The 26,928-nt window shown below is 40.0% G+C and carries 23 protein-coding genes and 1 pseudogene; 17 read left to right on the plus strand and 7 right to left on the minus strand.

The genetic code is table 11. The features are described from left to right. From DPG01_RS07315 to DPG01_RS07330, 4 genes and pseudogenes are all read left to right on the plus strand, one after another. Positions 1–768: enoyl-ACP reductase FabI (locus tag DPG01_RS07315; RefSeq protein ID WP_110974644.1), on the plus strand; the 768-nt coding region annotated here is incomplete at its 5' end. Positions 769–1,029: 261 nt separating this feature from the next. Further along, positions 1,030–1,617 carry a DUF6036 family nucleotidyltransferase gene (locus tag DPG01_RS07320; protein WP_110974645.1) on the plus strand — a complete coding sequence of 196 codons (588 nt, stop codon included), beginning with the start codon at positions 1,030–1,032 and terminating at the stop codon, positions 1,615–1,617. A 23-nt stretch (positions 1,618–1,640) separates the two neighbouring features. Continuing rightward, entirely contained in the window at positions 1,641–2,015 is a 375-nt protein-coding gene (locus tag DPG01_RS07325; protein ID WP_213065995.1) for a hypothetical protein, read from the plus strand. Between the two features lie 260 nt (positions 2,016–2,275). Further along, positions 2,276–2,692: pseudogene (locus tag DPG01_RS07330) on the plus strand (hypothetical protein). Positions 2,693–2,716: 24 nt separating this feature from the next. Here the strand turns inward: DPG01_RS07330 and DPG01_RS07335 are convergent. From DPG01_RS07335 to DPG01_RS07365, 7 genes are all read right to left on the minus strand, one after another. Then, entirely contained in the window at positions 2,717–4,132 is a 1,416-nt protein-coding gene (locus DPG01_RS07335) for an efflux transporter outer membrane subunit (protein WP_110974646.1), read from the minus strand. A gap of 9 nt (positions 4,133–4,141) precedes the next feature. Further along, positions 4,142–6,133, minus strand: coding sequence for a MacB family efflux pump subunit (locus tag DPG01_RS07340; protein ID WP_110974647.1), 1,992 nt, complete (start codon positions 6,131–6,133; stop codon positions 4,142–4,144). Positions 6,134–6,135: 2 nt separating this feature from the next. Next, entirely contained in the window at positions 6,136–7,473 is a 1,338-nt protein-coding gene (locus tag DPG01_RS07345; RefSeq protein ID WP_086210468.1) for a MacA family efflux pump subunit, read from the minus strand. Between the two features lie 115 nt (positions 7,474–7,588). Then, positions 7,589–8,578 (minus strand): DNA polymerase III subunit delta, encoded by a 990-nt coding sequence (gene holA / locus DPG01_RS07350; protein ID WP_110974648.1) that lies wholly within the window; start codon positions 8,576–8,578, stop codon positions 7,589–7,591. A 9-nt stretch (positions 8,579–8,587) separates the two neighbouring features. Further along, positions 8,588–9,097 (minus strand): LPS assembly lipoprotein LptE, encoded by a 510-nt coding sequence (gene lptE / locus DPG01_RS07355; RefSeq protein WP_086210466.1) that lies wholly within the window; start codon positions 9,095–9,097, stop codon positions 8,588–8,590. 218 nt (positions 9,098–9,315) lie between these two features. Further along, positions 9,316–11,952 (minus strand): leucine--tRNA ligase, encoded by a 2,637-nt coding sequence (leuS, locus tag DPG01_RS07360; RefSeq protein WP_110974649.1) that lies wholly within the window; start codon positions 11,950–11,952, stop codon positions 9,316–9,318. 138 nt (positions 11,953–12,090) lie between these two features. After that, positions 12,091–12,435, minus strand: coding sequence for a DUF4124 domain-containing protein (locus DPG01_RS07365; protein ID WP_404814588.1), 345 nt, complete (start codon positions 12,433–12,435; stop codon positions 12,091–12,093). Positions 12,436–13,222: 787 nt separating this feature from the next. On the opposite strand from DPG01_RS07365, the gene DPG01_RS07370 reads away from it, so the two are divergent. The 13 genes from DPG01_RS07370 (at position 13,223) to rlmN (ending at position 26,912) form a co-directional block, all read left to right on the plus strand. Then, positions 13,223–14,950 (plus strand): acetolactate synthase 3 large subunit, encoded by a 1,728-nt coding sequence (locus DPG01_RS07370; RefSeq protein WP_110974651.1) that lies wholly within the window; start codon positions 13,223–13,225, stop codon positions 14,948–14,950. Then, entirely contained in the window at positions 14,947–15,438 is a 492-nt protein-coding gene (gene ilvN / locus DPG01_RS07375; RefSeq protein ID WP_004697653.1) for an acetolactate synthase small subunit, read from the plus strand. The genes DPG01_RS07370 and ilvN overlap by 4 nt, the downstream gene beginning before the upstream one ends. A 104-nt stretch (positions 15,439–15,542) precedes the next feature. Beyond that, positions 15,543–16,559, plus strand: coding sequence for a ketol-acid reductoisomerase (gene ilvC / locus DPG01_RS07380; RefSeq protein WP_086210463.1), 1,017 nt, complete (start codon positions 15,543–15,545; stop codon positions 16,557–16,559). 226 nt (positions 16,560–16,785) lie between these two features. After that, positions 16,786–17,619, plus strand: a complete 834-nt coding sequence (locus DPG01_RS07385; RefSeq protein WP_228156974.1) for a DUF2971 domain-containing protein — start codon at positions 16,786–16,788, stop codon at positions 17,617–17,619. An 886-nt stretch (positions 17,620–18,505) separates the two neighbouring features. Next, positions 18,506–19,030, plus strand: a complete 525-nt coding sequence (locus DPG01_RS07390; protein ID WP_086210462.1) for a hypothetical protein — start codon at positions 18,506–18,508, stop codon at positions 19,028–19,030. A gap of 72 nt (positions 19,031–19,102) precedes the next feature. Next, positions 19,103–19,807 (plus strand): molecular chaperone, encoded by a 705-nt coding sequence (locus tag DPG01_RS07395; RefSeq protein ID WP_086210461.1) that lies wholly within the window; start codon positions 19,103–19,105, stop codon positions 19,805–19,807. An 18-nt stretch (positions 19,808–19,825) separates the two neighbouring features. Then, complete coding sequence (locus DPG01_RS07400; protein ID WP_086210460.1) at positions 19,826–22,129, plus strand: fimbria/pilus outer membrane usher protein; 2,304 nt, start codon at positions 19,826–19,828, stop codon at positions 22,127–22,129. Between the two features lie 16 nt (positions 22,130–22,145). Further along, positions 22,146–22,562, plus strand: a complete 417-nt coding sequence (locus DPG01_RS07405; protein WP_086210459.1) for a hypothetical protein — start codon at positions 22,146–22,148, stop codon at positions 22,560–22,562. Positions 22,563–22,710: 148 nt separating this feature from the next. After that, entirely contained in the window at positions 22,711–24,000 is a 1,290-nt protein-coding gene (locus DPG01_RS07410) for a glycosyltransferase family 4 protein (protein ID WP_110974652.1), read from the plus strand. A 169-nt stretch (positions 24,001–24,169) separates the two neighbouring features. Beyond that, a complete protein-coding gene (locus DPG01_RS07415; protein WP_086210457.1) occupies positions 24,170–24,721 on the plus strand; it encodes a phosphatase PAP2 family protein in 552 nt (183 codons plus the stop codon). Between the two features lie 90 nt (positions 24,722–24,811). Then, entirely contained in the window at positions 24,812–25,012 is a 201-nt protein-coding gene (gene iscX, locus DPG01_RS07420) for a Fe-S cluster assembly protein IscX (RefSeq protein WP_086210456.1), read from the plus strand. Positions 25,013–25,122: 110 nt separating this feature from the next. Further along, positions 25,123–25,554 carry a nucleoside-diphosphate kinase gene (gene ndk, locus DPG01_RS07425; protein WP_004983508.1) on the plus strand — a complete coding sequence of 144 codons (432 nt, stop codon included), beginning with the start codon at positions 25,123–25,125 and terminating at the stop codon, positions 25,552–25,554. Between the two features lie 122 nt (positions 25,555–25,676). Then, a complete protein-coding gene (gene rlmN / locus DPG01_RS07430) occupies positions 25,677–26,912 on the plus strand; it encodes a 23S rRNA (adenine(2503)-C(2))-methyltransferase RlmN (protein ID WP_004697671.1) in 1,236 nt (411 codons plus the stop codon). Positions 26,913–26,928: the final 16 nt, after the last annotated feature.

The following is a 26,928-nucleotide window of genomic DNA, read 5'->3' on the forward strand; positions in this document are numbered from 1 at the left end:
ATCGCAGGTATTGCAAGTAAATTATCAATTGCATTTGGTATTGCTCAAGCGCTTCACCGTGAAGGCGCGGAACTTGCATTTACTTATCCAAATGAAAAACTGAAAAAACGTGTAGATGAATTTGCAGCACAATTTGGCTCAACGATTGTTCTACCATGTGATGTGGCTGTCGACGCTGAAATTGAACAGACTTTTGTTGAATTGGCAAAACACTGGGACGGGTTAGACGGTGTAGTACATTCGATTAGTTTTGCGCCTGCGCATACATTGGATGGTGACTTTACCGATGTAACGGATCGTAATGGTTTTAAAGTGGCACATGACATTAGTGCATATAGCTTTATTGCGATGGCGCGTGCTGCGAAGCCGTTACTTTTAGTTCGTCAAGGTTGTTTATTGACTTTGACTTACCAAGGTTCTGAACGTGTAATGCCAAACTACAATGTGATGGGTATGGCGAAAGCATCATTAGAAGCGGGCGTACGTTACTTGGCATCAAGCTTGGGTGCAGAAGGGATTCGTGTGAATGCGATTTCAGCAGGGCCAATCCGTACTTTGGCGGCATCAGGGATTAAGTCGTTCCGCAAAATGTTAGATGTAAACGAAAAAATTTCACCACTTAAACGTAATGTGACCATTGAAGATGTCGGTAATGCTGCATTATTCCTTTGCTCACCTTGGGCAAATGGTATTACCGGTGAAATCATGTATGTCGATGCAGGTTTCAACACTGTGGGGATGAGCCCAGACTTGATGCTTGATGAATAATTAGATTGATTAAAATCATTTAATAAAGCCGCTTTTATAGCGGCTTTGTTTTTGAAGATGGTAGCGAAACTCTAAAAATTATAGCAATATGTTAAGTTCTTAATATTACTGTTCCAAAGTTAATTTAATTTGTTGTTTTATAAAATAAAAATTTATTAAAGCTTAAGAGTTGGAACATTGATAATCATTTTCAAAAGATCTAAAATTTGATTGAGTTTACAAGAAAAATGTCAACTTATATATTTTATATAGAGATAACACATGGTCACTCTACACACTGAAACACCTTTAGCAAAGGCTATTTTTGAACTATTCAATGATTTGGCTCAATTAATCAAAGACAATCACAGAGACTTAGTTGCTGGTTCAATAACTGCTTATATATTTGGCGGTTGTGCAGTTCACTTGTATACAAATGCACGTGGAAGTAATGATTTAGATGCAGAATTAATTGCTGCAAACAAACTTGATATCAACAGCATAATTTTAGAGCTTGATCCTGTCTATTTTGATGACCCAGAGGCAGGTGAGTCGAGCCTAGATTTTGATATAAATTTTAATATTGGTTTGCCATCATTAGGCCCTGACTACAAAGAAAATGCTATACCTTTAGTAAGTGAGGACAGCGTATTACATATCTTCTTAGTGAGTGCGGTTGATATTGCTGTATCTAAGCTTTCTAGATTGGCGGAAGATGATTTAAAAGATATTATTTCACTTTATAAGGCGGAGCGTTTTAGTTTAGAAGACTTTCAACGTGTAGCAAGAGATGCTGTGGATTATAGTCCTACGCCAGATAGTTTGCAAAAGAACGTAGACTATGCTATAAATTGTTTAGAGGCAGTGTGATTAATCATCGCAGGTTTGTAACAATGAAACGTACACAAGAAGTTTTTGACAGATTGGTCAGTAGTGAGTTCAGTTTAGTATCTTTTGAAGATGTTAAGACTGTTGCTTTAGCTATGTGGCATGAAGATTTCGTACCTCAAGTGAAACATTTATCTGAATTCTCTGCGAAAGCTGCTGGCTATATAGTAGATAAATTAATGCGCTTTAATTGTGTTTCTCAAGAGCTTAAAGCAAAACTACGAAATGTACTGACAACACTTAAAGAAAAGTTTAGTTTCACACCAGTTAAAGTCAAAAATTGTGATAAGTTGGCTCAAAACTGGGGGTTAGCAGAAGACCTGAAACAACAAGTTCGAGAACTTCTCGAATATCAAACGAGACACTATAAACATAATTAAGCAATAAATTAAAGCACCTTATGAGGTGCTTTTTTATTTATGCATATATTACTGCGATTATACAGAAAATTATAGCTAAAAACTTTAATGTGATACTCAATTCAGTAATTATCTATGAGTTGAAAAGACATCAACAAGTCTAACTCATCATTTGCCATCTAATATTTTATATGTTAATTAGTCCTAGTTTTTGTTGAATTAAAACTCTAAAGATAAAGTCAATAAACATATAATTTGGGGCTTTCGGGGTAGGTAAAAGCGTGAAGAAAATAACTGTTGTTTTTGGATTAGTCACTCTTCTTTTCACTTCAAGGTTGTGCCGCGGTGATGGCGAGTAACCAACACATAAAAAGAATTTGACGGTTTTAGAGGTTGGAAAACATCGAAATTATGTGATTTCTGAATTGGGTGCACCAGTTACCTCAGAAACAGTCAATGGAGATCGTAAAGAGATTTATACTTTCCAGCAGGGCTACTTAAAAGCAGCCAGAATCAGCCGTACGTTATGGCACACGACTGCGGATATTGCCACGATTGGACTATGGGAAGTGATTGGTTCTCCAGCCGAGATGTATTTCGATGATCAGCAACTTTCGTATGAAGTTGTTTTTGATGATCAGGACAATATTAAGCGTATTCACCAGATCCAGAATAATCCAGATCTGGTGAAAGAATAAGAAAACAAAACAATAGTGCTCGGACTATTGTTTTGGTAGTTCTTTTATAGGACTTCCGCCGAGTGCTTGCATCAAGGTCACGTAAGCGTTGTATTGGCTTTGTTTGGTATTGACCAAGGTTAAGCGCGCAGTACGCGTGGTTTCTTGTTGATCCAACAAGGTTTTTAAAGCCACGGCACCATAGCGATAACGCACTTGGGTCAAACGTTCCACTTTTTCAGCCAGTTCTAAATTCCGCTGTTGTAATTGTACTTGTTGACTCAACTCCGTTCGTGCAGACAGTGCATTTTCCACATCGGCAAAGGCTTGGTACAAGGTCTGACGATATTGCACGATGGCTTTTTCATAGTCCAATTGACTAATCGCAAGGTCGCGTTTCATATCGTTATATTGCAAGAACGGTAGACTTAAACTTGCGCCTAATGTTAGTGCAGGGTTCTTGAGCAGTTGCGTGAGTGAAGTGCTCGTTGATTCTAGTTTCCCTGTCAAACTGATCGAAGGATAATAGCTCGCCGTGGTAGCATCTTTAGTGGCTAAACTCTCACGTAAACGTAACTCAGCCGCTTTTAAGTCTGGACGGCGTGACAAAATGTCGGCAGGTAAGCCCGCTGCAATACTTGGCAAAGCTAAACGTGGTAAACGCTGTGGTTCATCAACACTTAACTGCTGCACAGGTATATGCAGTAACACTGCAATTGCGGTACGGGTCTCGACCAAACTTTGCTGAATTTGACTTAGACTGGCTTTTTGACTTTGTACGGACTGTTCCGCTTGGGTTAAGTCCAGTCCTGATACAGCCCCAGCTTGATACTGAACTTTAACCAAGTCATAGAGTTTTTGTGAGGTGGCAAGGCTTTGCTCAGCTGTTATACGGCTTTCATTATAATAGGCCAATTGCCAATATAGCTTCGCCGTGGTGCCAATTAAGCTTTGAGCAGTGGCTTGTAAATCTTGCTCGGTGGCAAGAGCTTCCCATCTTTTTGCTTCAGTTTGACGGGCCAATTTACCAAATAAATCGACTTCATAACTGAGTCCTGTTTTGGCAGATAATCCGCTTGATGTATCATTTCCATCATTTAAATTAAAACTATGTCCAGTAGATAAACCTGTACTTGAACTCACTCTAATTTTTTGCTGATTTTCTGCAAGTTCTGCTTGTAAGCGTGCTTGCTTTAAGGTCATCCCTGCAACGGCCAGATCGGCATTTTTTGCGAGCACGGCATCGACCAGTTGATTAAGCTGTGTATCGCCAAACAACGTCCACCATTGGTCGGTATAAATCGCTTGTTGGCGTTGTTGTGCAGTCGCTTTGTCATACTGAAACTGAGTCGGCGTTTCTACGACTGGCGTTTGATAAGGGGTTTTAACCACGGCTGCACAACCAACCAATGTGCTCCCAAGCAGCATTGCAGTACAAAGGCGTGTAAATAAAAAAGGCATATTTTTTCCTTATTCTCGAGCGAGTGCTGCAACAGGATCAAGTTTGGCTGCATTTTTTGCAGGTAAGAAACCAAACACCACACCAATTAAAGTTGAACAGACAAATGCGGCAATAATGGACGTGGTGGAATAAGCAACAGCAAAATTATCCCCTGCAAACTTCTCAATGATTTGCCCTAGTCCAAGGGAGAGTAATACACCCAAAACGCCACCAATTAGGCAGACTAGAATGGCTTCAATCAAGAACTGCTGTAAAATATCACTCTGACGTGCACCTACGGCCATCCGAACGCCAATTTCTTGTGTCCGTTCTGTGACCGATACCAGCATAATATTCATCACGCCAATACCACCAACTACCAATGAAATCACCGCAATAGCAGAAACCAATAGGGTCATGGTACTGGTGGTTTTTTCAATGGTTTGGCGAATACTGTCACTGTTCATGGTAAATACGTCTTGTTGACCATGACGTAGGGTGAGTAAGTTTACAATCGCATTTTCAGCAGCACTGGTTGAATATTTATCATTGATTTGCACAATAATATTGCGCACATTGCTCTGACCGAGCATACGGCTCATTACTGTCGTGTAAGGCATATAGACATTTAATGTATCATCAGAGCCCATAGCACTGTTTTGTGGTTCCACGATTCCAATAATGCGCGCAGGCACGCTGCCAAGTAAGACCACTTGACCGACAGGATCAGATCCGTCACTAAAGAATTGTTTTTGGGTGTTGGTATCAATGATTACGTCTTGGGTACGATCACGTACACTACGCTGATCAAAGGTTTGTCCACTTTTAAAGGTGAGACCTTTGACTGTAAAGTAGTCGGCACCAATTCCATTGATCGTGGCACTGGCTTCATTTTCTTGATAACGAATCGTTTTGGATGAACTCACCATGGGGCTGACAGCACTCACATAGGGTTGAGTTGCTAAAGCGTCGGCATCGCCTGGAACAAGCGTTTTGAAATTAGCCGTTTTAGAGTTGTCACCGAAGCCACGTCCCTGAAATACGGTAATGGTATTGGTTCCTAGGCTACTAATATTATTCAAAATCTGCTTCTGCGAGCCATTTCCTAATGCCACTACAGTTACGACAGACGCAATCCCGATAATAATACCGAGCATGGTCAAAAAAGTTCGCATGCGGTGAGCATTCATGGACAACAGTGCCATGCGGAAAGCTTCACCTAGACGGTCGAGCAAGGAGCGCCATGCTGAGACGCTTTTATTTTTTTCTTGCTGGGCAGAAATCGCAGTTTCTGCATCTGGATCTGTATGTAGTTCTGTGTCGTATTCGGGTTGATTAACTCGGTCGGCAATGATTAGACCATCACTGATTTCAATAATACGCGAGGCATTTTTTGCCACTTGCATGTCATGAGTGACCAAAATAATGGTATGGCCTGCGGCATTCAGTTCGCGTAAAATTCGCATTACTTCGATACCGCTATGCGAGTCTAATGCGCCTGTTGGTTCATCAGCGAGAATAACATCTCCACCATTCATTAGCGCACGTGCAATTGAGACACGTTGTTGTTGACCCCCAGAAAGTTGACTTGGACGGTTTTGAGTTTTGTTACCTAAACCTAGTTCCGTCAGTAGCGCAGTGGCTCTCTGCTTTCTTTGATAAGGGCTCACTCCAGCATAAACGGCAGGAACTTCGACATTTCCCTCGGCTGAGAGATCACCCAAGAGATGATAACGCTGGAAAATGAAACCAAAATACTCACGACGCAACTCAGCCAGTTGGTCTGGTTCAAGTTTGCCAGTTTCTCGTCCATTGACCTGATAACTACCTGAAGTTGGTCGATCAAGACAACCTAAGATATTCATGAGGGTCGATTTACCTGAACCCGATTGCCCGACAATGGCAACCAGTTCACCCTCATAAATGGTCAGATCAATCCCTTTGAGAATTTGTACAGTACTTTCGCCAGCTGGAAACTCTCGCACCAAATTGCTGACTTCAAGCAAGGCTCTTTTTGTCATGCTTACATTCCCATCGGTGGGCCGTTACGACGACGGTTGCTGCTGTTTGCGGTTGCAGCAGCAGTATCAGAGCTGTCAGCAATGACCACTTGATCACCTTCTTTTAAGCCTGCAATAACTTGTGCATTGACACGGTTATTAATACCAACCAAGACTTGTTTAGGTTGAGCAGAACCATCTGCCTGTAAAACACGAACGACACTCACCGTTGCTTTGCCGTCTTTGACCAATTGTTGCTGTGCAGCATTTAATTTGAGACGCTCTAAGCGAGGAGCTTGTGGATGATCTGCATCAGATTTATTTTGTGCAGAAGATGCAGCCTCTGTATTAGAGTTACTACTACGATTTGCATTTGTAGTGCGGGTAGAAAGCGCAGAAGAAGGGACAAGCAAGGCATTTTTTGCAGAGTCAAGTACGATATATACTTGTGCTGTCATATCAATACGAAGTTTGCCATCGTGATTTGGCACATCAAATAGCGCATTATAATAAATAGCTGTACTTGTAGATGTACTGGTACTGGTGTCATCATCTGTAATTGAGTCTGGTGCAGGCTCAACCTGACGCAAACTTGCATAACGTTTGCTGTCATCCCCTAAAGTTGTAAAGTACACAGCTTGTCCTTTTTGCACTTTCATAATGTCTGCTTCACTGACCTGTGCCTTAATGGTCATATTTTGTAGCTTTGCAATTTTGACAATGGTTGGTGTACTTTGATTAGCATTCACCGTTTGACCTTCTTCAGTCACAATCGCAACAACGGTACCGTCAGTTGGTGCCACAATACGGGTATAACCAATATTGGTTTGAGCTGTTGATTTGGTCACTTTTGCAGATTCGATTTGTGCATCAATCGCTTTTATTTGGGCTTGGGCTGTTTTATAGCTTGCTTCGGCAGATTCTAATTCTGCTTTAGATGTTGCATCTTGGGCATACATTTGTTGTTGACGTTTATAGGCCAACTGCATTTCATTTAAGTTGGCTTCTTGTTGTAGGCGCTGCGCTTCTAGATTCTTAATATTTGCTTCTGCTGTTTTAAAGCTATTTTCTTGGGTCGTTGAATCAATTTGAGCGATTAATTGTCCTTGTTTGACTTCGTCCCCTAATTGCACATACATTTTTTGTACTTGGCCTGATACCTGTGCACCGACACTTACCAGTTTGGTCGCATCTAAAGTACCTGTAGCTAATACCGTGTTTTCAAGGTCGCCACGACTAACACTTTCGGTAATATATTGAGGTTGTTCTTGTTTTGGCTTGAAGTATGTCCATGCGACATAAGCAACTACAGCAATACAGAGTACTGCTATGATCATTTTAAAAGCTTTTATTTTTTGCATTGGAATCAGGGAGTAAACAAAATTAGGAACATTATAGAAGCGAAATACGGATAAATCGTGAATTTTTTGAACAAATAGAAATGATTATTATTTTAAAAATGAAAATACCGTGAATTTAAGCTGGAAAAAGTGATTTTCCACAGAGTGAGGCAATCGCTTGCATCACGACATGTTCTGCATTTTCATGTTGTAAACCCTTAATTGAAGCATCAATCCGTAGTAATAAATGGGGCCATGTCAAAAAACAGTGCGGATTTAGTCGACGTAAAGCGTGTTGATAGACGCTAACTTTATTTTTCCAAATGCCGAGTTGTAGCGCATTTTGTGGTTGTTCAAATAGTTGCATCAATAAACGCATTTCTTTGCTGATACTCCACAAAATCAGACTGAGAGGTTCGCCTGAAGCAATCAGATATTGATAAATTTTAATGGATTGCGCTAAATTCCCTTCGAGTAGGGCATCGCTTAAATCGAAGGTGCTATAACGGGACTGGTCTTGCAAACAAGCTTGTAAGTGATCAATTTGAATCAGTTCAACTTCGGAAAAAGTATCGCTGACACGCATCAAGCTGTTTTTTGCTGCAAGTAGGTTATGTTCATGATGCTGTTCTAACCATTGCCATGCATCCTGACTGAGTTTTATCCCCAGTTTATCTGCTTCAATGCCTAAAATCTGCTGACGATCCCGCGGATAATTCGCGGTCAGGGCCACATGCACACCATTGGCTTCAACAGTTTGAAAAAAGCCAGTTTTTAGGCTGGCACTGTCTTGCTTGGGCATCACGACCAAAAGCAAATTCTGTTCATTGTTTTGGATATAACTTTTTAGCAGCTTAAGGCCGTTGGCATCAGGCTTAATATTGCCATGAACTTCAATGGCTAACTGGCTGGAAAATAAGGATAAGCTGTTGAGTGCATTAAAGACATTTTTCCAATCATTAACATTATTAATGTCATGACGTTGCCGTTCGATCTCTTGTTTTTGCCAGCTGATCCGAAATGCATCTAGTAAGTTTTGTTCAAGTAATGGCTCTTGACCTTGCATCACCCACGCACCACGGGCTTCATCGACACGTTTTAAGGCTTGCAGATAGTCAAGTTTCATTCAATAACCTTATTGTTGGGCAGGGGGTAAACGATTCAAAGAAATCTGACGAACAATTTGTTGAGCAATATCATCGACGATGACTTGGTTCAAGTAAGTCTTTTCTTGATCATCGGTGTTGACGGTTTCAACGTTATATTGGTATGTACGTGTCGCGACAACTGTTCGTGGCTCCGTAATCGGGCGACCTTGCGCATCTTCAATACGGAAGGTGACGTTTAGTCGTAAAATGACTTCAATCAGTTTACCATTGAGTTCTAAACGCTGTGGTTTATAGTCTAAAACATGGAGTACATAGGCATCTGAACCATTGCTCAACTGAACCCCAGATGCACCAAGGTAGATGGCTAATTTTTCATGTAACTCATCAGTGTCTTTTGGCAGAACTAGATTTATTTTTGAATAAGCAATCGGTGTTGTACTCGGGTTGGTTCCTTTTAAATGAAAGCCACAACCGACTAAGCTTGCACCTAGGCCACAAGTTAAAACAATGGCTGCCAAACGTTTGCCTAAATGCATGTGTTGTCCTCTGTTTTGCTCTTTTTGATAAAAGAAAAATAATATGTCGTGATTGTATGTGCAAAGCCCGTTGACTGGCAACGGGCTTTGTTTGGGAATTGTTTATTCCTTTTCATTTCCGCCTCTTTTTGAAAGAGGTGAGAAGCAATGCTTCGCAAGGGAGATTTTCTAATAAAATCCCACCAAACCTCCCTTTATAAAAGGGAGGCTCAAAGGCTTTAAACCACCAAATTTACTAATTTATTGGGTACCACAATTTCTTTCTTGGTTGGACCCGTCAAGAATTGTTGAACTTCTGGCAAGGCTTTAGCTAAAGCAAGCAAATCATCTTTCGATACATCGACAGACACTTCTAATTTACCACGAAGTTTACCGTTGACCTGAACCACGATCGTTTGTGTATTTCGTACCAGTGCAGATTCATCTGCAGTCGGGAATAATACAGTGGTTAAATCCAACCCGAATTCAGCTAATAGCGTTTGACTCAAGTGCGGTGCAAATGGCGCAAGTAAGGTTAATAGAGTCGTGATTGATTCACGTGCAACAGCAACATCGTTATCAGTTTTCGCTTCAAACTTGTTGTTGGCATTTAACAGTTCCATCATTGCTGCAATGGCTGTGTTAAAGGCATGGCGGCGTTCAATGTCATCACCCACTTTTTGGATGGTTTCATGCGTTTTACGACGTAAATCTTGGGCTTCGGTAGATAATTGCGTTGTATCAATGCTAGATGCTGTATTGTCTTTCTCAAGGAAGTTTGCAACCAAACGCCAGACACGTTTCAAGAAACGGTTTGCACCTTCCACACCTGCATCTGACCATTCTAATGATTGATCTGGTGGAGCGGCGAACATCATGAAGACACGTGCTGTATCTGCACCGTACTGATCAATAATGGCTTGTGGGTCGATACCGTTATTTTTCGATTTCGACATTTTCTCTTGGCCACCAACAATGACTTCTTGACCGTCACCTTGGTATTTCGCAGACAGAATACGACCTTTTTCATCACGCTCAAGGTCGATATCCGCAGGGTTAAACCATGTTTTCTTGCCTGATTCCGCTTCACGGTAGTAAGTATCTGCCAAGACCATACCTTGGGTGAGCAAGTTGGTAAATGGTTCATTGCCTTGTACTACGCCTTCATCACGCATCAATTTGTGGAAGAAGCGTGCATAAAGTAAGTGCAGAATCGCGTGTTCAACACCACCGATATATTGGTTTACAGGAAGCCATGTTTGACCCGCAGCAGGATCAACCATACCGCCAGTAAAGTCTGGAGATGCATAACGTGCATAGTACCAAGATGATTCTACAAACGTATCCAAAGTATCGGTTTCACGACGCGCATCGCCACCACAACTTGGGCATTTGGTTTCATAGAATTCAGGCATCTTGTTCAATGGATTACCTGAACCATCTGGTACGACGTCAGTTGGTAATACCACTGGCAATTGATCTTCTGGAACTGTGACTTGACCACAGCTGTTACAGTTGATCATTGGAATTGGACAGCCCCAGTAACGTTGACGAGAAACACCCCAGTCACGTAAACGGAATTGAACCTTAGCATTTGCTAAAGTTTGTGGTTCTAATTTTGCAAGGAAAGCATCAAACGCAGCTTGGAATTCCAAACCATCAAACTCGCCAGAATTCACCAATTTGCCATCTTTAGAACCGTACCATTCTTGCCATTCAGTTGCTGAGTATTCAGCATCATCAGCGCCTTTGGCATCAATCACTTGCTTGATTGGCAAGTTAAATTTATTGGCAAATTCAAAGTCGCGTTCGTCATGTGCAGGCACTGCCATCACAGCACCTGAGCCGTATGACATCAATACATAATTGGCAATCCAAACAGGTAAGTCTTCACCTGTCACAGGATGCTTCACAGACAGACCTGTTGCCATCCCTTTCTTTTCAGCAGTGGCTAAATCAGCTTCTGCGACTGAACCCATACGGCATTCTTCAATAAATGCAGCAAGTTCAGGATTGCCCGCTTCTGATTGGACGGCAGCCGCTTTCAGTGCCATAGGGTGTTCTGCTGCAACAGCAACATAAGTCACACCCATTAAGGTATCAGCACGCGTGGTATAAACGGTTAAACCATCTGCATAGACTTCAGTGTTCGCAGAAGGGAAAGTAATTTCCATCCCTGTCGAACGGCCGATCCAGTTGCGTTGCATGGTCAAGACTTGTTGTGGCCAACCATCTTTTAAGGTATCTAAATCGTCTAATAATTCTTGTGCATAGTCAGTGATGCGGAAGTAGTACATCGGAATATCACGTTTTTCAACCAATGCACCTGAACGCCAACCACGACCATTTTCAACTTGTTCATTGGCTAAAACTGTCTGGTCTACAGGGTCCCAGTTTACTGTTGAAAGCTTACGATAGATCAAGCCTTTTTTGTACAGTTGTACGAACAACCACTGTTCCCAGCGGTAATATTCAGGGGTACAGGTCGCAAACTCACGATCCCAATCGACAGAAAGCCCCAATTTTTTTAACTGATCACGCATATATGCGATGTTTTCAAAAGTCCATTTTGCTGGTGCAACTTGATGGGCAATCGCAGCGTTTTCAGCAGGTAGACCAAATGCATCCCAACCCATAGGTTGCAGGACAGTTTCCCCTTTGAGACGGTGGAAACGGCTAATCACATCGCCAATGGTATAGTTACGCACATGACCCATATGCAGTTTGCCACTTGGGTAAGGGAACATCGAGAGGATATAACGACGTGGACCTTCTACAGTGTCTGCAACTTTAAAGGCTTTACGAGCTTCCCAGTCTTGTTGGACGGTAGGTTCAATCGCGCTCGCTTGATATTCGGGGTCAATGTGAGTAGTCATATACGTATGTTAAGAACAATGATTAAAAAAAGTTTGTTGCACAGCATAGCGCAAAATGCACCTAAAAGTGAATTTTGCACCATGATTTGTGCAGGAAATTAAAGAAGTTGAAAATATAGCTGAAACTGTATGAGTTGTTTAAATCGCAGGTTGAGCCCGTTGCCCTTTTTGTAATGCTTTATTGGCGTCGCGTTGTTGGTTTTCCAATTCCACGGGTGCTGCGGGGGTTACAGTGGGTACAACATCTGGTATTGCTGGTGTAGGACTCGGGACATTGCTTGGGGACGGTGCTTCTGTTGTCGTCTGTTGAGGCGAGTTCTTCCAACCATAAGTATCTATTTTACCTTGCTTCTTTGCTGTTTTGGGTGGTGGCGTGGTGGTGTAATGTGTCGAGCCTTGGCTGTCCACCCACTTATAATAGGTTTTGGCAAAGCTTTGTGTAGTCACCAGGGTTAGCCCCATGCAAGCCAAACCTAGAAGCATTTTTGTAAACGGAAAACTCATCTGCGATTGTCCTTTTTATATCCCTAATCATTCGATTTGATTGGGTTTATCGTTATGGCTATTTTATGCTTATTTTTGAACAATAAAAATTGTTTGGCCTGTCTTTTCATCTAAGTTTTTTTGTGTTTTTTAGGTGTAATACTCAATTGACATCACAATATATGTCTTCTGGCACAGTTAGAAAGAAGAATAAACTTATAAAAATCTGTATATAAAAATGGGTTTAAGCCTAAAAACTTAATATGCAAAGTGCCGAAATAGTTTTAAAGCAAAGGAAAGGTATTATTAAACTTATTTATGGGTTTCATGATCTTTTTTTATTAATAAATTCAGAGCAATAGAAAATCATGGGTTTGAACTTTAAAAAATAAAGAAAAACTTTCCTCGTTTCTTTGATCAAGGTGCATAAAAAATAAACGGTCTGTAAATAAACAAAAAAAAGCTAATTTTTAAACTTGACATTAGTCACGAAACTCCTAAAAATGCTGTCTTTAGTTTTATATGCCTTTACTCGATCACCCTTCGATAAAGTGTCATTTCATGCAATGGACACGCTTTCTAGCCGAGACCGTGAACAAAGTAAAAAAATGTGTTTATCCCAACACATTTTAGATCTCATAGTGCTCAAACAGCATACAGATCAGAATTTTTTCCTATTGCTATGAAAACTAAGAAATATGTGTGCTATAACAGTGCAGACAATCAATGAATGAAACACTGCTGGTGCCTCCCACCATTGCAGTGATAAAGATTAGGGTGAATCACGTTGGAACTTTTATCTGGTGGTGAAATGCTCGTTCGCGCATTGGCGGACGAAGGCGTTGAACATGTATTTGGATACCCAGGCGGCGCAGTTTTACATATCTACGACGCGTTCTTTCAACAAGACAAAATCAATCATTACCTCGTGCGCCATGAACAAGCTGCTGGTCATATGGCCGATGCTTACTCGCGCGTAACAGGTAAGACGGGTGTGGTGCTCGTGACTTCAGGTCCGGGTGCAACCAATACTGTGACTCCAATTGCAACGGCTTATATGGACTCAATCCCAATGGTGATTTTGTCAGGTCAGGTTGCGTCACATTTAATTGGTGAAGATGCATTCCAAGAAACAGATATGGTCGGTATTTCTCGCCCGATCGTAAAACATAGTTTCCAAGTGCGCCATGCCAGCGAAATTCCTTCGATTATTAAGAAGGCTTTTTATATCGCATCTTCAGGTCGTCCAGGTCCTGTGGTGGTTGATATTCCTAAAGATGCAACTAATCCTGCTGAAAAGTTTGCTTACGAATACCCAGAAAAAGTGAAGATGCGTTCGTATCAACCACCGCATCGTGGTCACTCAGGTCAAATTCGTAAAGCCATTGAAGAGCTAATTCACGCAAAACGCCCTGTAATTTATACAGGTGGTGGTGTTGTACAAGGTAATGCATCAGAACAGTTGACTGAGTTGGCGCATATTCTAGGCTACCCAGTGACCAATACTTTGATGGGTCTGGGTGCCTTTTCAGGCAATGATCCACAGTTCATTGGTATGTTGGGTATGCATGGTACGTATGAAGCCAATATGACCATGCACAATGCCGATGTGATTTTGTGTATTGGCGCGCGTTTCGATGACCGTGTAACCAACAATCCTGCAAAATTCTGTCCAAATGCAAAAGTGATTCATATTGATATCGACCCTGCGACGATTTCAAAAACCATCATGGCGCATATCCCAATCGTGGGTGCGGTAGAACCTGTTCTTCAAGAAATGTTGACACAGCTCAAGCAGATGAATGTGTCTAAACCAAATCCTGAAGACATTGCCGCGTGGTGGGCACAAATCAATGAATGGCGTAAAGTTCATGGTTTGAAATATGACAAACCGACTGATGGTTCAATGAAGCCACAGCAAGTGGTCGAAGCGTTGGATAAAATCACCAATGGTGAAGCAATCATTACTTCTGACGTAGGTCAGCACCAAATGTTTGGTGCAAACTACTACAAGTATAAGCGTCCACGTCAATGGATTAATTCAGGTGGTCTTGGCACCATGGGTGTGGGCTTACCTTACGCGATGGCTGCGAAATTAGCTTTCCCAGACCAACAAGTAGTATGTATCACAGGTGAAGCATCCATCCAGATGTGTATCCAAGAGCTTTCGACGTGTAAGCAATATGACCTTAACGTAAAAATCCTCTGCTTGAATAACCAAGCTTTAGGGATGGTAAAGCAGTGGCAAGATATGAACTATGAAGGACGTCATTCGAGTTCTTATGTAGATTCATTGCCTGACTTCCCTAAATTGATGGAAGCGTATGGTCATGTAGGTATTCAGATTAACCATGCCGATGAGCTTGAGTCTAAGCTTGCAGAAGCAATGGCAATCAACGATAAATGTGTATTCATCAACGTTATGGTTGACCGTACCGAGCATGTTTATCCAATGCTTATCGCAGGTCAGTCAATGCAAGATATGTGGTTAGGTAAAGGGGAGCGCACGTCATGAGACACATTATCTCTGTACTTGTAGAAAACGAAGCTGGTGCGCTTTCTCGTTTGGTGGGTTTATTTTCTCAACGTGGTTATAACATTGAGACCTTAAACGTTGCGCCAACCGAAGATCCGACTTTATCTCGTTTGACTCTAACGACTTATGGTGATGACCATAAAATTGAACAAATCACGAAGCAACTCAACAAATTGGTTGAAGTTGTAAAAGTGGTTGATCTGTCTGAAGGTGCGCATATTGAGCGTGAATTGATGCTGATTAAGGTCAAATCACTTGGCTCGGCACGTGCTGAAATTAAACGAACTGCGGACATTTTCCGTGCGCAAATCGTGGATGTTACCCCAACGACTTATACCATTCAAATCGCGGGTACGACTGAAAAAATTGATGGTTTTATTGATGCATTAGCAGAGAATACCATTCTTGAAGTTGTACGTTCTGGTGTTTCAGGCATCGCGCGTGGCGAAAAAGTTTTAACCATTTAATTAATTAACACGATTCAACCTCCTTTTGATCAAAAGGAGGATTTCATCAAAAAATAAACTCTTGGTGAAATTACAGAATACAAAGCATTTTAGCGGAGACAGCAATGCAAATTTTTTACGATAAAGACTGCGACTTATCTATCATCCAATCTAAGAAAGTAGCGATCATTGGTTACGGTTCGCAAGGTCACGCGCATGCGCTTAACCTTAAAGATTCTGGTGTAGACGTAACTGTAGGTTTACGCGCTGGTTCTACTTCTTGGAAAAAAGCTGAAAATTCAGGTCTTAAAGTTGCTGAAGTTCCTGCTGCTGTAGCGCAAGCTGATGTAGTGATGATCTTGACTCCAGATGAGTTCCAATCACAACTTTATCGTGACGTGATCGAGCCAAATATCAAAGAAGGTGCAACATTAGCATTTGCTCATGGTTTCTCTGTTCTTTATAACCAAGTTGTTCCACGTGCTGATTTAGACGTGATCATGGTTGCGCCAAAAGCACCAGGTCATACAGTACGTTCTGAATACCAACGTGGTTCAGGTGTTCCTGACTTAATCGCGATTCACCAAGATGCATCTGGTAATGCACGCAACGTAGCACTTTCTTATGCTTCAGGCGTAGGTGGTGGTCGTACAGGTATCATCGAAACTTCATTCCGTGAAGAAACTGAAACTGACCTATTTGGTGAGCAAGCAGTTCTTTGTGGTGGTGCAGTAGAGCTTGTTAAAATGGGCTTCGAAACTTTAGTTGAAGCAGGTTATGCACCTGAAATGGCTTACTTCGAATGCTTACACGAACTTAAGTTGATTGTTGACTTGATGTTCGAAGGTGGTATTGCAGACATGAACTATTCAGTATCGAACAATGCTGAATATGGCGAATACGTAACTGGTGTTGAAGTGATCAACGAACAGTCTCGTGAAGCGATGCGTAATGCACTTAAACGTATCCAATCTGGTGAATATGCGAAGATGTTCATTCAAGAAGGTGCGTTGAACTACCCATCTATGACTGCTCGTCGTCGTCAAAATGCAGCACATGGTATTGAAGTAACTGGTGGTAAGTTACGTGCGATGATGCCTTGGATTCAAGCAAACAAAATCGTAGATAAAGAAAAGAACTAATTTCTTGAATCAATTGATTTGAATGCGAAGACCCACTCTATTTGAGTGGGTTTTTTTATGTTTAAGCTTAGGTACCTCAACAAGATAAAAGCAGTGCTTTTATCTTTTTTTGTACCTTGGATTCAAGGAACAAACTCGTAGATAAAGAGATGACTAAGTTTTTAGTCTAGCTGATTTATATGCTATAAAAAATTGGCTTTGGCAGATTTTTGTTTGGATAAGCACAATGATTTTGTATAAATATGTGAGTTTTGAAGCTGGCTTAAAGATTCTGGAAACGTGTGCTTTAGGTTTTTCGCATTTAGAGGATTTTAATGATCCATTTGAGGCTACTGCATTAGGTCTGACGGAGGGCAGTATTTCTCAAGCTGTTCGCTTTGGGGCATGCCGAAATCGCCTATCAAGAAAATATGCCGTTCTTTCGCTTACTCGTGCACCACTAAATCCTCTAATGTGGTCTCATTATGGAGATTGTTATAAAGGAATGGTGATTGGAATAGATACGGTCAAAGCAGGTTTTGAAAATGATGAGCAATACATTATTCCAGCACATCGGGGAGAAATTATATATGTAAATACGGCACCCAAAGCTACAAATAATATCAATGATGAGGATTTAATGGCGATAGGGGATTCTTCAGTTATGAGTTGGAAAAAGCATGAACGTTTTTTAAAACATGCTTTTCTATATAAGTCTGTATGTTGGGCTTATGAGGAAGAAGTGCGTATTGTTAAAAATATCAGCAGTGCAAATTTTGCATATCACTATTCGAGTAAAAAAGAAGAAATAATAGATGGTCTGGTTTGGAAGAGATTGCAATTAGAAACAAGGCCAATCTATTTGCGCGACATACCAGAAGAAGCTTTTATGGAAATTTATATTGGTGAGAATTGTTATAGAGACCAGATGAGGAAGCAGAAAAATAAAGCACAACAGGATGTAGAATTGTCAGATCCAATTGAAAGACTAAAGGCTACATGTCAACGAAAAAGTATTTCTCTCTATCGTGTTGGCGTAGATGTAGAGCGTTGGTTGCTCATGAAACAAGAAATCAAATGATATATCGTAAATGTTGTATCTAGTTTCAGATAGTATTATGAGGGAGAGAATAAGTGCCTTAAATTTTTTAGCTAAAGTGCTACCAATCTAATAATACTGGTATAAATAAATCAAAAGAATTTTGATTTATTTATAGTGTGATGTATACGCAGCTTCCAATAATGCCAATCTAAAAACTAAATTGTATTGATGCCACTAAAAGCTATATAAAATTATTGGATTAATAATGTTTTTGTGGATTTTATTTTTTCATAAAGAAAATCCTAGAAAAGAGTACTTGAGATTACATTTAGGTTTGAAGTGTCGGTTTAAGTTTTCTAAAACGCACATTCATGTAATTTTTAAGTTTGAAAGTGAGGTTTTGGTCATCTTATTCAATCCCTAGAACTGGGTAAATAGGATGTGAATAAACTTTCGGTTTTCATGAAGTAATCGGTATAAATGTATAAAATAGTTGAAAATTCAACTAAAAAAAGAATGAAAAATGAAATTTTCAGCAAAATAAGAAATTATTCAATCGAAGATGTAATGAAATGTAAAACTAAAATGTCATAAATTTTCAATATAAAACAGGGAACTATTTTAAATATTAAAACGCACAAAAAAAGTGCATCCCTGAAAGTTGTGTAACTATTTTTTGGGACTTAAAAAATATAGGATATATAAAAACATAAATAAAAATAGTTATTTAAATTTACTTTTTTTAAAAATGCGTACTTGTTGTCTTTTTGAGTGAAAAGGGGCGTATAGGTGGTTTTTTGTTCAGAATAACTACAATTAAAACACGCTTAACAAAAAGCTTGGTAGCCAAGAAAGGCCCAGTTTTGATTAAGGGTAACCATAACAATTAATCAGGTTTTAAAAATAAACGTCCCGGAGAATGGCTATGAATAAGTTAGTTCAAACATCTTTAATGGCAGTTGCATTAGGTCTTGGCTCAACAGCAGTTTTTGCTGATGATGAAGGTGGCGAAGCAGCACGTGGTGGTGGCGGATATAATTGGGGTAACTGTACTTCACTTGGTTGTGAAAAAGATATTCCAATTAAATTGGAAATTCCTAAAAAATGTGAAGTGCTCGGTGGTAGTGCCATTACGTTGAATAAAAATGGCGGAACTCAGAGTTCAACCTACACTGTGCGTAGTAATACCCACTATACGCTTAACATTCAAACAGCAAACACTGGTACAAGTGCCAGCACTTATGTGAAACATGAAGATGATGGTAGTGTTCGTGTACCAACAACAATTGTTACAAATAAAACAGGCGGTGGTGTGATTCCATTTGGTAACTCAAATCACAATGGTCTAGCTGATGATGTATACTCTGTATCTGTTACAAATGCAGCAGTAAGTGCCTTCCAACGTGCGGGTACATACAACGATACTTATAAAATTAAAGTTTACTACTAATCTGGTCAAACTAAGCCTAACTTGATCACAGTATCAGGTTAGGTTTTTTAAAATTATAATAAGGGGTGTAACATGAAAAGAATAATAGCAATTCTGGTGTCTTCGATGCTGTATATGTCGGGAACACATGCTGGTGTTTCAGTTGACCCAGTCCAAATGTATATTCAAAATCCCGCAAAGCAAAGAACAACAACATTAACCCTAGAATCTAAAGATGAGACAGAAAAGCGAATTTTTGAAGTTAAAGCATTTAAGTGGACTCAAAAAGACAATGGCGAAAATGTGCTCGAACCTGACAATAGTTTAATTATTAACCCTAAGAATTTTATTTTACAAGCCAATGGCAAGCAAACCATTCGCGTCGGTTTTAATCGTCCGGTAGAGTCGGTTTTAGAAGGGCAACAAGAAGGGACATGGCGTGTGATTGTTGATGAAATTCCACAGGCTGTAAAAGAATCTTCAGTAAATTTTCTGGTCAGCTTTAATTTACCCCTCTTTGTTGGTAAGCAGGAAGATGTTAAACTAAATTTCAACGTTGAAAATAATAAGTTGATTGTTAAAAATAATGCAAAATCGCATATTCAAATCGCAAATTTGAAAATTGTAGATGCAAATAAAAAAGAAGTTTTTAAAACGGAAACCATGAATTATTTGCTTGCAAATAAAAGTATGTCTTATGATCTAAACAATACACGAATAACAAACCCTAAAAATTATTACGTTCAATTGTTTACAGATAAGAACGATAAAATGGTGGAACTCAAATTCTCGGATTAGTCCAAGGTGGGGGGTGTAATGAATACGAAAATAAAAATACTGATCGTTATTCATTTTTTTTTAGCACTCAATGTAAATGCCAGTGAGGGTGTGCTGGAAGAAAATATTGCGAACCTTTGGATTAATGATCTAGATCATCATACAGATGTCGCCTTATTAAAGCAGGGCGATCAATATTATCTTGAATGTCAGGTACTGGCAGAACGTCAAATTTCAACTGCGCAATTAAAAACCTTAGCTTCGCGACCAGAATTCTGCTTGGTGTCATCAAGTGGTGTTCAGTCAACTTTTGATGATTCATCGCAATCCATTAAGCTCACGATTCCAACAGAACTTTTTGAAACGGACTTTAATGCATTAAACAATAACATCATTCCTGAAAAGGCCAGTTTTGGTGGCTTTATTAATTATGATTTCGTATATGCCAATAGCAATAATAATGACTCTTATAGTGGCTTGATGGAGTTAGGGGTTTTTAAAGATTACTGGATCATGAAAAACTCCATGCTATACCAGAACACCCCTACAGATGAACGGGTGGTGCGACTCAGTAGTAGTGTTGATTTTGAATTTCCCAAAAATATGACTCGGTTAACCATCGGTGATACCACTACAACCTATAATCCCTTGATTAATTCTCTACGCTTTGCGGGATTGAATTGGGGAACAAATTATACCGAGAGACCAAACTTTATTTATTGGAATATGCCAAGTTTACAAGGCAGTGCGCGGGTTCCTTCCACAGTTGATTTGTATATCAATGGAGTAAATATATACAGCCAGAAAGTCAGTCCTGGTGATTATAATTTATTAATGGGTGCGCAAATTCAACAAGCAGGTAATGCTCAAATTGTCGTTGAAGATGTACTCGGAAATCGAAGTGTGCAGAGTTTTCCGATCATGGTAACCAATCGGCTGCTACGCTCAGGCTTGAATGAATATAGTATTGCTGTTGGTAAATTACGTTATAACTATAATATGGACAGTAGTGATTATCGTGATTTCTTTGTAAATACTTATTATCGAAAAGGACTGACAAACTCTACAACGCTTGGAACAAACTTGTCATACAGTAAAGATATACAAAATGTAGGCTTTATGTGGACACAGGCTGTTAGCAATATTTTCGTTTTGGATAGTGTAGTCCTTGCATCTCATGATGATGATAACCAGTTTAATTATTCTTATGGATTATCTGCAAGTAAAGACTTTGGCCGTTTCTCAATGGGAGCAAGTTCTAAATATACAGAGAGGAATTTTAAATTTCTTGGAGACGAATTAGGGATTTCTTCTAATTACCCAAAATTTGAAAATCTTGCTTACTTTGGTATGAGTAATGTGCCGTATTTACAGAATGTTAATATTAATTATGCCGAACAAAAATATTATGATGACCCCGATTTTCCGAATAGTGATCAGAAAGTCATTAATATTGGCTTTAATCGAAATTTCGGACGTAGAGTCTCCTTTGGTTTAAGTTATTTCAATGCTTTTGGTGATCGTAAGGATTCTGGGGGGATTTTGTCACTTAGTTATAGTTTTGATGATAAGTCGGTTTATTTTAGTCAGTCAGCAGATCAGAATACCAACCTTCAATTGGTTAAATATGACTCTAATCAGGTTGGTTTCGATTATTCAGTTGGGGTCAATCGTCGTAATGATGAAACGATGTTTAATGCAAATGGTGTAGTAAAAACTGACGTGGGTGATTTGGACTTCTATCATATTCAAGGTCGTGATGATCGCGAAACACAGCTAAACTACCGAGGTGCAGTAGTCTGGTTAGGTAATAAACTCAGTTTCACTAAAATGGTCGACAATGCATTTACATTGGTTAAAGTGGGTGATTATCAGGATATTGATATTTTGAGGTCACTGACTTATGTTGATAAAACCAATAAAAAAGGCTATGCGTTTATTCATGATATTATTCCATATGTAAAATATGATATTGCATTTGATCAAAATCAATTACCTGTGGAAGATAAAATACAATATTCAAATAAACAATTAACAGCATTGAACCAACGTGGTTATATTATAGATTTTCCTGTTTTTCATGCAAAACAAGTCAATATAAGACCATTAGACAGTAATAATAATACTTTTGCACCAGGCTCTGAACTTTATATTAATAATAATGGTGAAGGGGAAGTTTATCCGATTTCTACTGATGGTAGTGTCATGCTTTATGGTTTGATTCCTGGTACATATAATATACAGATTAAAACCAAAGATGCGCGCAGTTGTTCAGCAGAACTCAATATTACAGATACAGTAAATGAAGAGAATCAACCAGCAATGGATCTTCATTGTAAATAGATGGAGTAGTAGTGCCATGAAACTGAGAGTTGTTTTATTCGTGTTTTGTGTAGGAGCATCAGCTTTGACCTATGCAAAACAGTGTCAAATTGAGCGCTTAACCTCAAGCCAGCTGAATTTGAGTTCTTCCTATCTAAGTCAGGCTGCGACTTCTTTTTCAGTCGCATGCGATAGTAATTATGCGATTAAGTTTAATTCTCGTAATTTAATGAATGCAACGGGTAGCAGTTATTTAGTGAATGAGAAAAATCATAAACTAAGAACGCAAATGAATATTTCGGGTGCGAGTGCTTCGCGTTGGAATAGTCCTATCTCACAACCTGCAACTGCACAAAGTAAGTTTGTGGTATTGGTGCAATTGATGGAGCGACCAACGGCATTGACGCCGGCTGGAGTTTATCGAGATAACCTTTATATTAACTTAATGTTTTAAACGAAGTGTAATGCTTCATATATAAAAGATATGGCCAAGTGGCCTATCTTTTTGCGTGGGGAGTGTTAAATTAGTTTCATCATTCAATCATCAAACTGTCAAATAGTTCAGTTAAGCTTTACTTAAAATAAGAAAAGTTTGGTGTAGTATGATCGGTTCAATGACAACAAAATTATTCAAACAGCACAATTTCCCCGAACCACAGCGGTTTTATTTAAAACAACAACATCAACAAAATTTTCAGCAAGAGCTTTCCCTGCTTCAAGAAACTCTTAAGCCTAAATTAAAAATTACTATCGTGACTGAAACATGGTCACCAGAAATCAATGGTGTCGCAAATTCACTGTTACAATTATGTAAAGGCTTGCAAAAACAGGGGCATCGCATTCAGTTGATTCGCCCAATACAAAAAAATATATGCACAGAGTTTCAGGCCGAACAGGAGTGTTTGGTCTGGGCGAAAAGTATTCCAAAATATACGGAGATGCAATTTGGCATGCCTCAGTATGTCAAAGTCAGCAAGGCGATTGAGCGTTTCAGTCCAGATGTCGTGCATATTGTAACGGAAGGCCCTTTGGGATTGACTGCACTGTATGCCGCTCAAGCACATCAAATTCCAGTATCTAGTGGCTTTCATTCAACTTTTCATGATTTTAGTCGCTTTTTTGATTTAGCTTTGCTGGTAAAGCCGATTGAAAGCTATCTTCGTTGGTTTCATAACCATACGGTACTCACTTGTGTGCCGAGTCAAACCACGTTAAATCAACTTCAGGATTTTGGAGTGACCTGTCCTTTGGTTGAGGTTGGACGAGGGGTAGATACCATACGTTTTCAGCCAGAACATCGCTCGGAACAAATGCGTCTGTATTGGCAAGCAGATGCAAATACCACTGTGCTTTTATATGTAGGGCGTTTATCTCCTGAAAAAGAGGTGGATGTGCTCATTCAAAGTTATTTGAATATCAAGAAGCAGTCATCACGCAAATTTAAAATGGTGATTGTGGGGGGTGGGCCAGATCGTAAGCGTTTAACGGAGATGGCCAATGGTTCAGATGTGATTTTTACAGGCAGCTTAACAGGACAGTCACTCGCTCAAGCCTATGCCAGTGCGGATGTTTTTGTTTTTGCTAGTCAAATAGAAACTTTTGGCAATGTGGTACTTGAAGCGATGGCAAGTGGTTTACCTGTGGTGGCGTATAATTATGCAAGCCCGCAGCGATATGTCCAACATGGAAAAACAGGTTGGCTGAGTCCTTTTGGACAGGTGGCACATTTTATGCAAACGATTATACAGTTGCCAGCGCAAACTGTACTTAAAACCATGGGTGCTCAAGCGCGTCAAGATATTGAAAGTGTTGGTTGGCAATATCCTGTGAAACAGTTTGAGCAAGCTTTATATCAGGTGGCGAGTCTAAAAGCATCATCACTTCGTGGTTAAAATTGTAAATGAGTGCGGGTATTTATGGATGAGTTTAGTGAAGATCATCAAACTGTCAAAAATATCCTTTAAAATGAAGCGTAATAAAATCCCTTAGACGGGCTAAAATCGTCGGCATAACAATGATTTTCCAGCTGAACTTTCAACGTTGTTGTTAAGGAGAAGTGGTATGAATCTTAAAACTGCAAAAATAAGAATATTAGATTTAGATCTAAAGGGCTGTGTTTATCTTAATCATTTTTCCCATTCACAGACAGTAGCCAATTTTTTCAAACGAATCAGCCGATTGGGCGATGGTGTTTTTTGGTACACCATGTTGGCTTTAACTTGGCTGTTGCAAGGTCTAGTCTACAGTCTGCAAATTGTGTATTTGGTTTTGGGTTCACTATGCGGTACTTTGATTTATAAGGTTCTAAAAATAAAAACGATTCGTCCACGACCTTATCAAGTGCATCAGGTGATTCGAATGGGTGAGCGACCGCTTGATCATTTTAGTTTCCCTTCAGGTCATACCTTACATGCGGTGATGGTGAGTACATTGCTAGGTTTCGTACAGCCAATTTTATTGATCCTTATGTTGCCTTTTACTGTTTTGGTCGCTGCATCTCGGATGATTTTGGGGCTACATTATCCAAGTGATGTTTTGGTCGGGGCTGCAATTGGCGCGGTTGTAGCAGTGGCTTTAATTTGTAGTGCACCACTTTTAAATATCGTGTTGTAAAAAAGTGCAGTTTTGCACAAAACAGACTAACGCTTAAATTTCAGAGTTTGCTACAGTGCAGCATCTTCTATATTGTGATGAGACGCCACTATGGGCTTACGTTGGTCGGACACTATTGATATTGCTATTGAGCTCTATGAAGCTCATCCAGATGTCGATCCGCAGTGGATTCGTTTTACAGATTTACATGCGTGGGTGTGTGCCTTACCAGACTTTAGTGATGATCCTAACAAGTCAACTGAAGGGTTGCTTGAGGCAATTCAGATGGCATGGATTGACGAAGCACGATAATCCGTGCATCGAAAAAAGCAACTTTTTACAGAGTAAAAGCAGATAATTGTGCATTATCTCGGTATAATGCGCCAAAATTTTCATGTCTACATTGACTTAAGGAGCCAATCATGGCTATTGAACGTACTTTATCTATCGTAAAACCAGACGCAGTTGCTAAAAACCACATCGGTGACATTTTTGCTCGTTTTGAAAAAGCTGGTCTTCAAATCGTTGCAACTAAAATGAAACACTTGACTCAAACTGAAGCTGAAGGTTTCTACGCAGAGCACAAAGAACGTGGTTTCTTTGCTGACCTAGTTGCGTTCATGACTTCTGGTCCAGTTGTTGTTTCAGTGCTTGAAGGCGAAAACGCAGTTCTTGCTCACCGCGAAATCCTTGGCGCAACGAATCCTAAAGAAGCAGCTCCAGGCACTATCCGCGCTGACTTCGCTGTAAGCATCGACGAAAACGCTGCTCACGGTTCTGACTCTGTAGCATCTGCTGATCGTGAAGTGAACTACTTCTTCGCTCAAACTGAGATTGCTCCGCGTACTCGTTAATTCGAAGTATTCAAACCAGATAAGTGTTATTATACTTATCTGGTTTTTTTATTCCCTGAATATATTTCTGCTCGTTTATTGAGCTTCTCCTTTCATCGTTAGACATGGTTTAGGTAATACACATGAGTACTGAAGTGGTCGCTGTCTCTACAGTTTCGGCTGAACAGCAACAATCTCCATCCGCTCCTGCACAGCAAAATTCTGTTGCGAAAGTGAACTTACTTGGCATGTCACGTCCGCAGCTTGAAAAATTCTTCGAAGATATGGGAGAGAAAAAGTTTCGCGCAGGACAGGTGATGAAATGGATTCACCAATTTTTTGTGACTGATTTTGCTGAGATGACCAATATCTCAGGTAAATTACGTGAAAAACTTGAAAAGTTGTGTGAAATTAAAGCACCTGAAGTGGTGCATAAGAATTATTCTAAAGATGGTACCCGTAAATGGGTTTTTCGTGTCGGTGAGGGCGAAGGCTCTTTGGTTGAAACCGTATTGATTCCTGCTGAACATCGTAGTGGTTTACGCCGTACTTTATGTATTTCATCTCAAGTCGGCTGTGCACTGGATTGTTCATTCTGTTCAACGGGTAAACAAGGTTTCCAGCGCGACTTAAACCCAGATGAAATTATTGGTCAGTTGTGGGTTGCAAACTATTCTTATATGGAAGATGTGCCTGTAGCTGAGCGTGAGCGTTCGGTAACCAACGTGGTGATGATGGGGATGGGCGAGCCACTACTGAACTATGATGCCGTATTGAGCTCAATGCGTATCATGCTAGACGATTTTGCTTATGGTATGTCTAAACGCCGTGTGACCTTATCGACTTCAGGTGTGGTCCCGAAAATTGATCAATTGGCACAAGATATTGATGTTGCATTGGCAATCTCCTTACACGCGCCAAATGACGAACTGCGGAATGAGTTGGTTCCAATCAATAAAAAATATCCATTGGCACAACTGATTGCAGCATGTCAGCGGTATATCGCCAAAGATGGCAATGAAAGTGCACGTAAGCATGTCACGATTGAATATGTGATGTTGGATGGGGTGAATGATCATCCTGAGCATGCGCAGCAGATGATTAAATTGTTGAAGAACTTACCAAGTAAAATTAATTTGATTCCGTTTAATCCATTTCCACATGCGCCTTATGGTCGTTCAAGTCGCAACCGCATTATTTCTTTCCAAAAAACTTTGTCTGATGCAGGATTTGTGTGTACGATTCGTCAAACGCGTGGCGATGATATTGATGCTGCCTGCGGACAGTTGGTGGGCCAAGTAGCGGATCGAACTCGTCGTGCAGAGCAGTGGAAAAAGAAAGTAGCAGAGAAAAACGAAATTCTACGTTCACAAGGATAATATAAGGGGATGCCAA

This window comes from Acinetobacter sp. WCHAc060042, from assembly GCF_003231195.1.
Lineage (GTDB): Bacteria > Pseudomonadota > Gammaproteobacteria > Pseudomonadales > Moraxellaceae > Acinetobacter.

Excerpts from the sequence above, each read along its gene's own strand:
- DPG01_RS07320 (WP_110974645.1), top strand. The coding sequence starts at position 1,030 with ATGGTCACTCTACACACTGAAACACCTTTAGCAAAGGCTATTTTTGAA.
- DPG01_RS07325 (WP_213065995.1), top strand. The coding sequence starts at position 1,641 with ATGAAACGTACACAAGAAGTTTTTGACAGATTGGTCAGTAGTGAGTTC.
- DPG01_RS07335 (WP_110974646.1), bottom strand. The coding sequence starts at position 4,132 with ATGCCTTTTTTATTTACACGCCTTTGTACTGCAATGCTGCTTGGGAGC.
- DPG01_RS07340 (WP_110974647.1), bottom strand. The coding sequence starts at position 6,133 with ATGACAAAAAGAGCCTTGCTTGAAGTCAGCAATTTGGTGCGAGAGTTT.
- DPG01_RS07345 (WP_086210468.1), bottom strand. The coding sequence starts at position 7,473 with ATGCAAAAAATAAAAGCTTTTAAAATGATCATAGCAGTACTCTGTATT.
- holA (WP_110974648.1), bottom strand. The coding sequence starts at position 8,578 with ATGAAACTTGACTATCTGCAAGCCTTAAAACGTGTCGATGAAGCCCGT.
- lptE (WP_086210466.1), bottom strand. The coding sequence starts at position 9,097 with ATGCATTTAGGCAAACGTTTGGCAGCCATTGTTTTAACTTGTGGCCTA.
- leuS (WP_110974649.1), bottom strand. The coding sequence starts at position 11,952 with ATGACTACTCACATTGACCCCGAATATCAAGCGAGCGCGATTGAACCT.
- DPG01_RS07365 (WP_404814588.1), bottom strand. The coding sequence starts at position 12,435 with ATGCTTCTAGGTTTGGCTTGCATGGGGCTAACCCTGGTGACTACACAA.
- ilvN (WP_004697653.1), top strand. The coding sequence starts at position 14,947 with ATGAGACACATTATCTCTGTACTTGTAGAAAACGAAGCTGGTGCGCTT.
- ilvC (WP_086210463.1), top strand. The coding sequence starts at position 15,543 with ATGCAAATTTTTTACGATAAAGACTGCGACTTATCTATCATCCAATCT.
- DPG01_RS07385 (WP_228156974.1), top strand. The coding sequence starts at position 16,786 with ATGATTTTGTATAAATATGTGAGTTTTGAAGCTGGCTTAAAGATTCTG.
- DPG01_RS07390 (WP_086210462.1), top strand. The coding sequence starts at position 18,506 with ATGAATAAGTTAGTTCAAACATCTTTAATGGCAGTTGCATTAGGTCTT.
- DPG01_RS07395 (WP_086210461.1), top strand. The coding sequence starts at position 19,103 with ATGAAAAGAATAATAGCAATTCTGGTGTCTTCGATGCTGTATATGTCG.
- DPG01_RS07400 (WP_086210460.1), top strand. The coding sequence starts at position 19,826 with ATGAATACGAAAATAAAAATACTGATCGTTATTCATTTTTTTTTAGCA.
- DPG01_RS07405 (WP_086210459.1), top strand. The coding sequence starts at position 22,146 with ATGAAACTGAGAGTTGTTTTATTCGTGTTTTGTGTAGGAGCATCAGCT.
- DPG01_RS07410 (WP_110974652.1), top strand. The coding sequence starts at position 22,711 with ATGATCGGTTCAATGACAACAAAATTATTCAAACAGCACAATTTCCCC.
- DPG01_RS07415 (WP_086210457.1), top strand. The coding sequence starts at position 24,170 with ATGAATCTTAAAACTGCAAAAATAAGAATATTAGATTTAGATCTAAAG.
- iscX (WP_086210456.1), top strand. The coding sequence starts at position 24,812 with ATGGGCTTACGTTGGTCGGACACTATTGATATTGCTATTGAGCTCTAT.
- ndk (WP_004983508.1), top strand. The coding sequence starts at position 25,123 with ATGGCTATTGAACGTACTTTATCTATCGTAAAACCAGACGCAGTTGCT.
- rlmN (WP_004697671.1), top strand. The coding sequence starts at position 25,677 with ATGAGTACTGAAGTGGTCGCTGTCTCTACAGTTTCGGCTGAACAGCAA.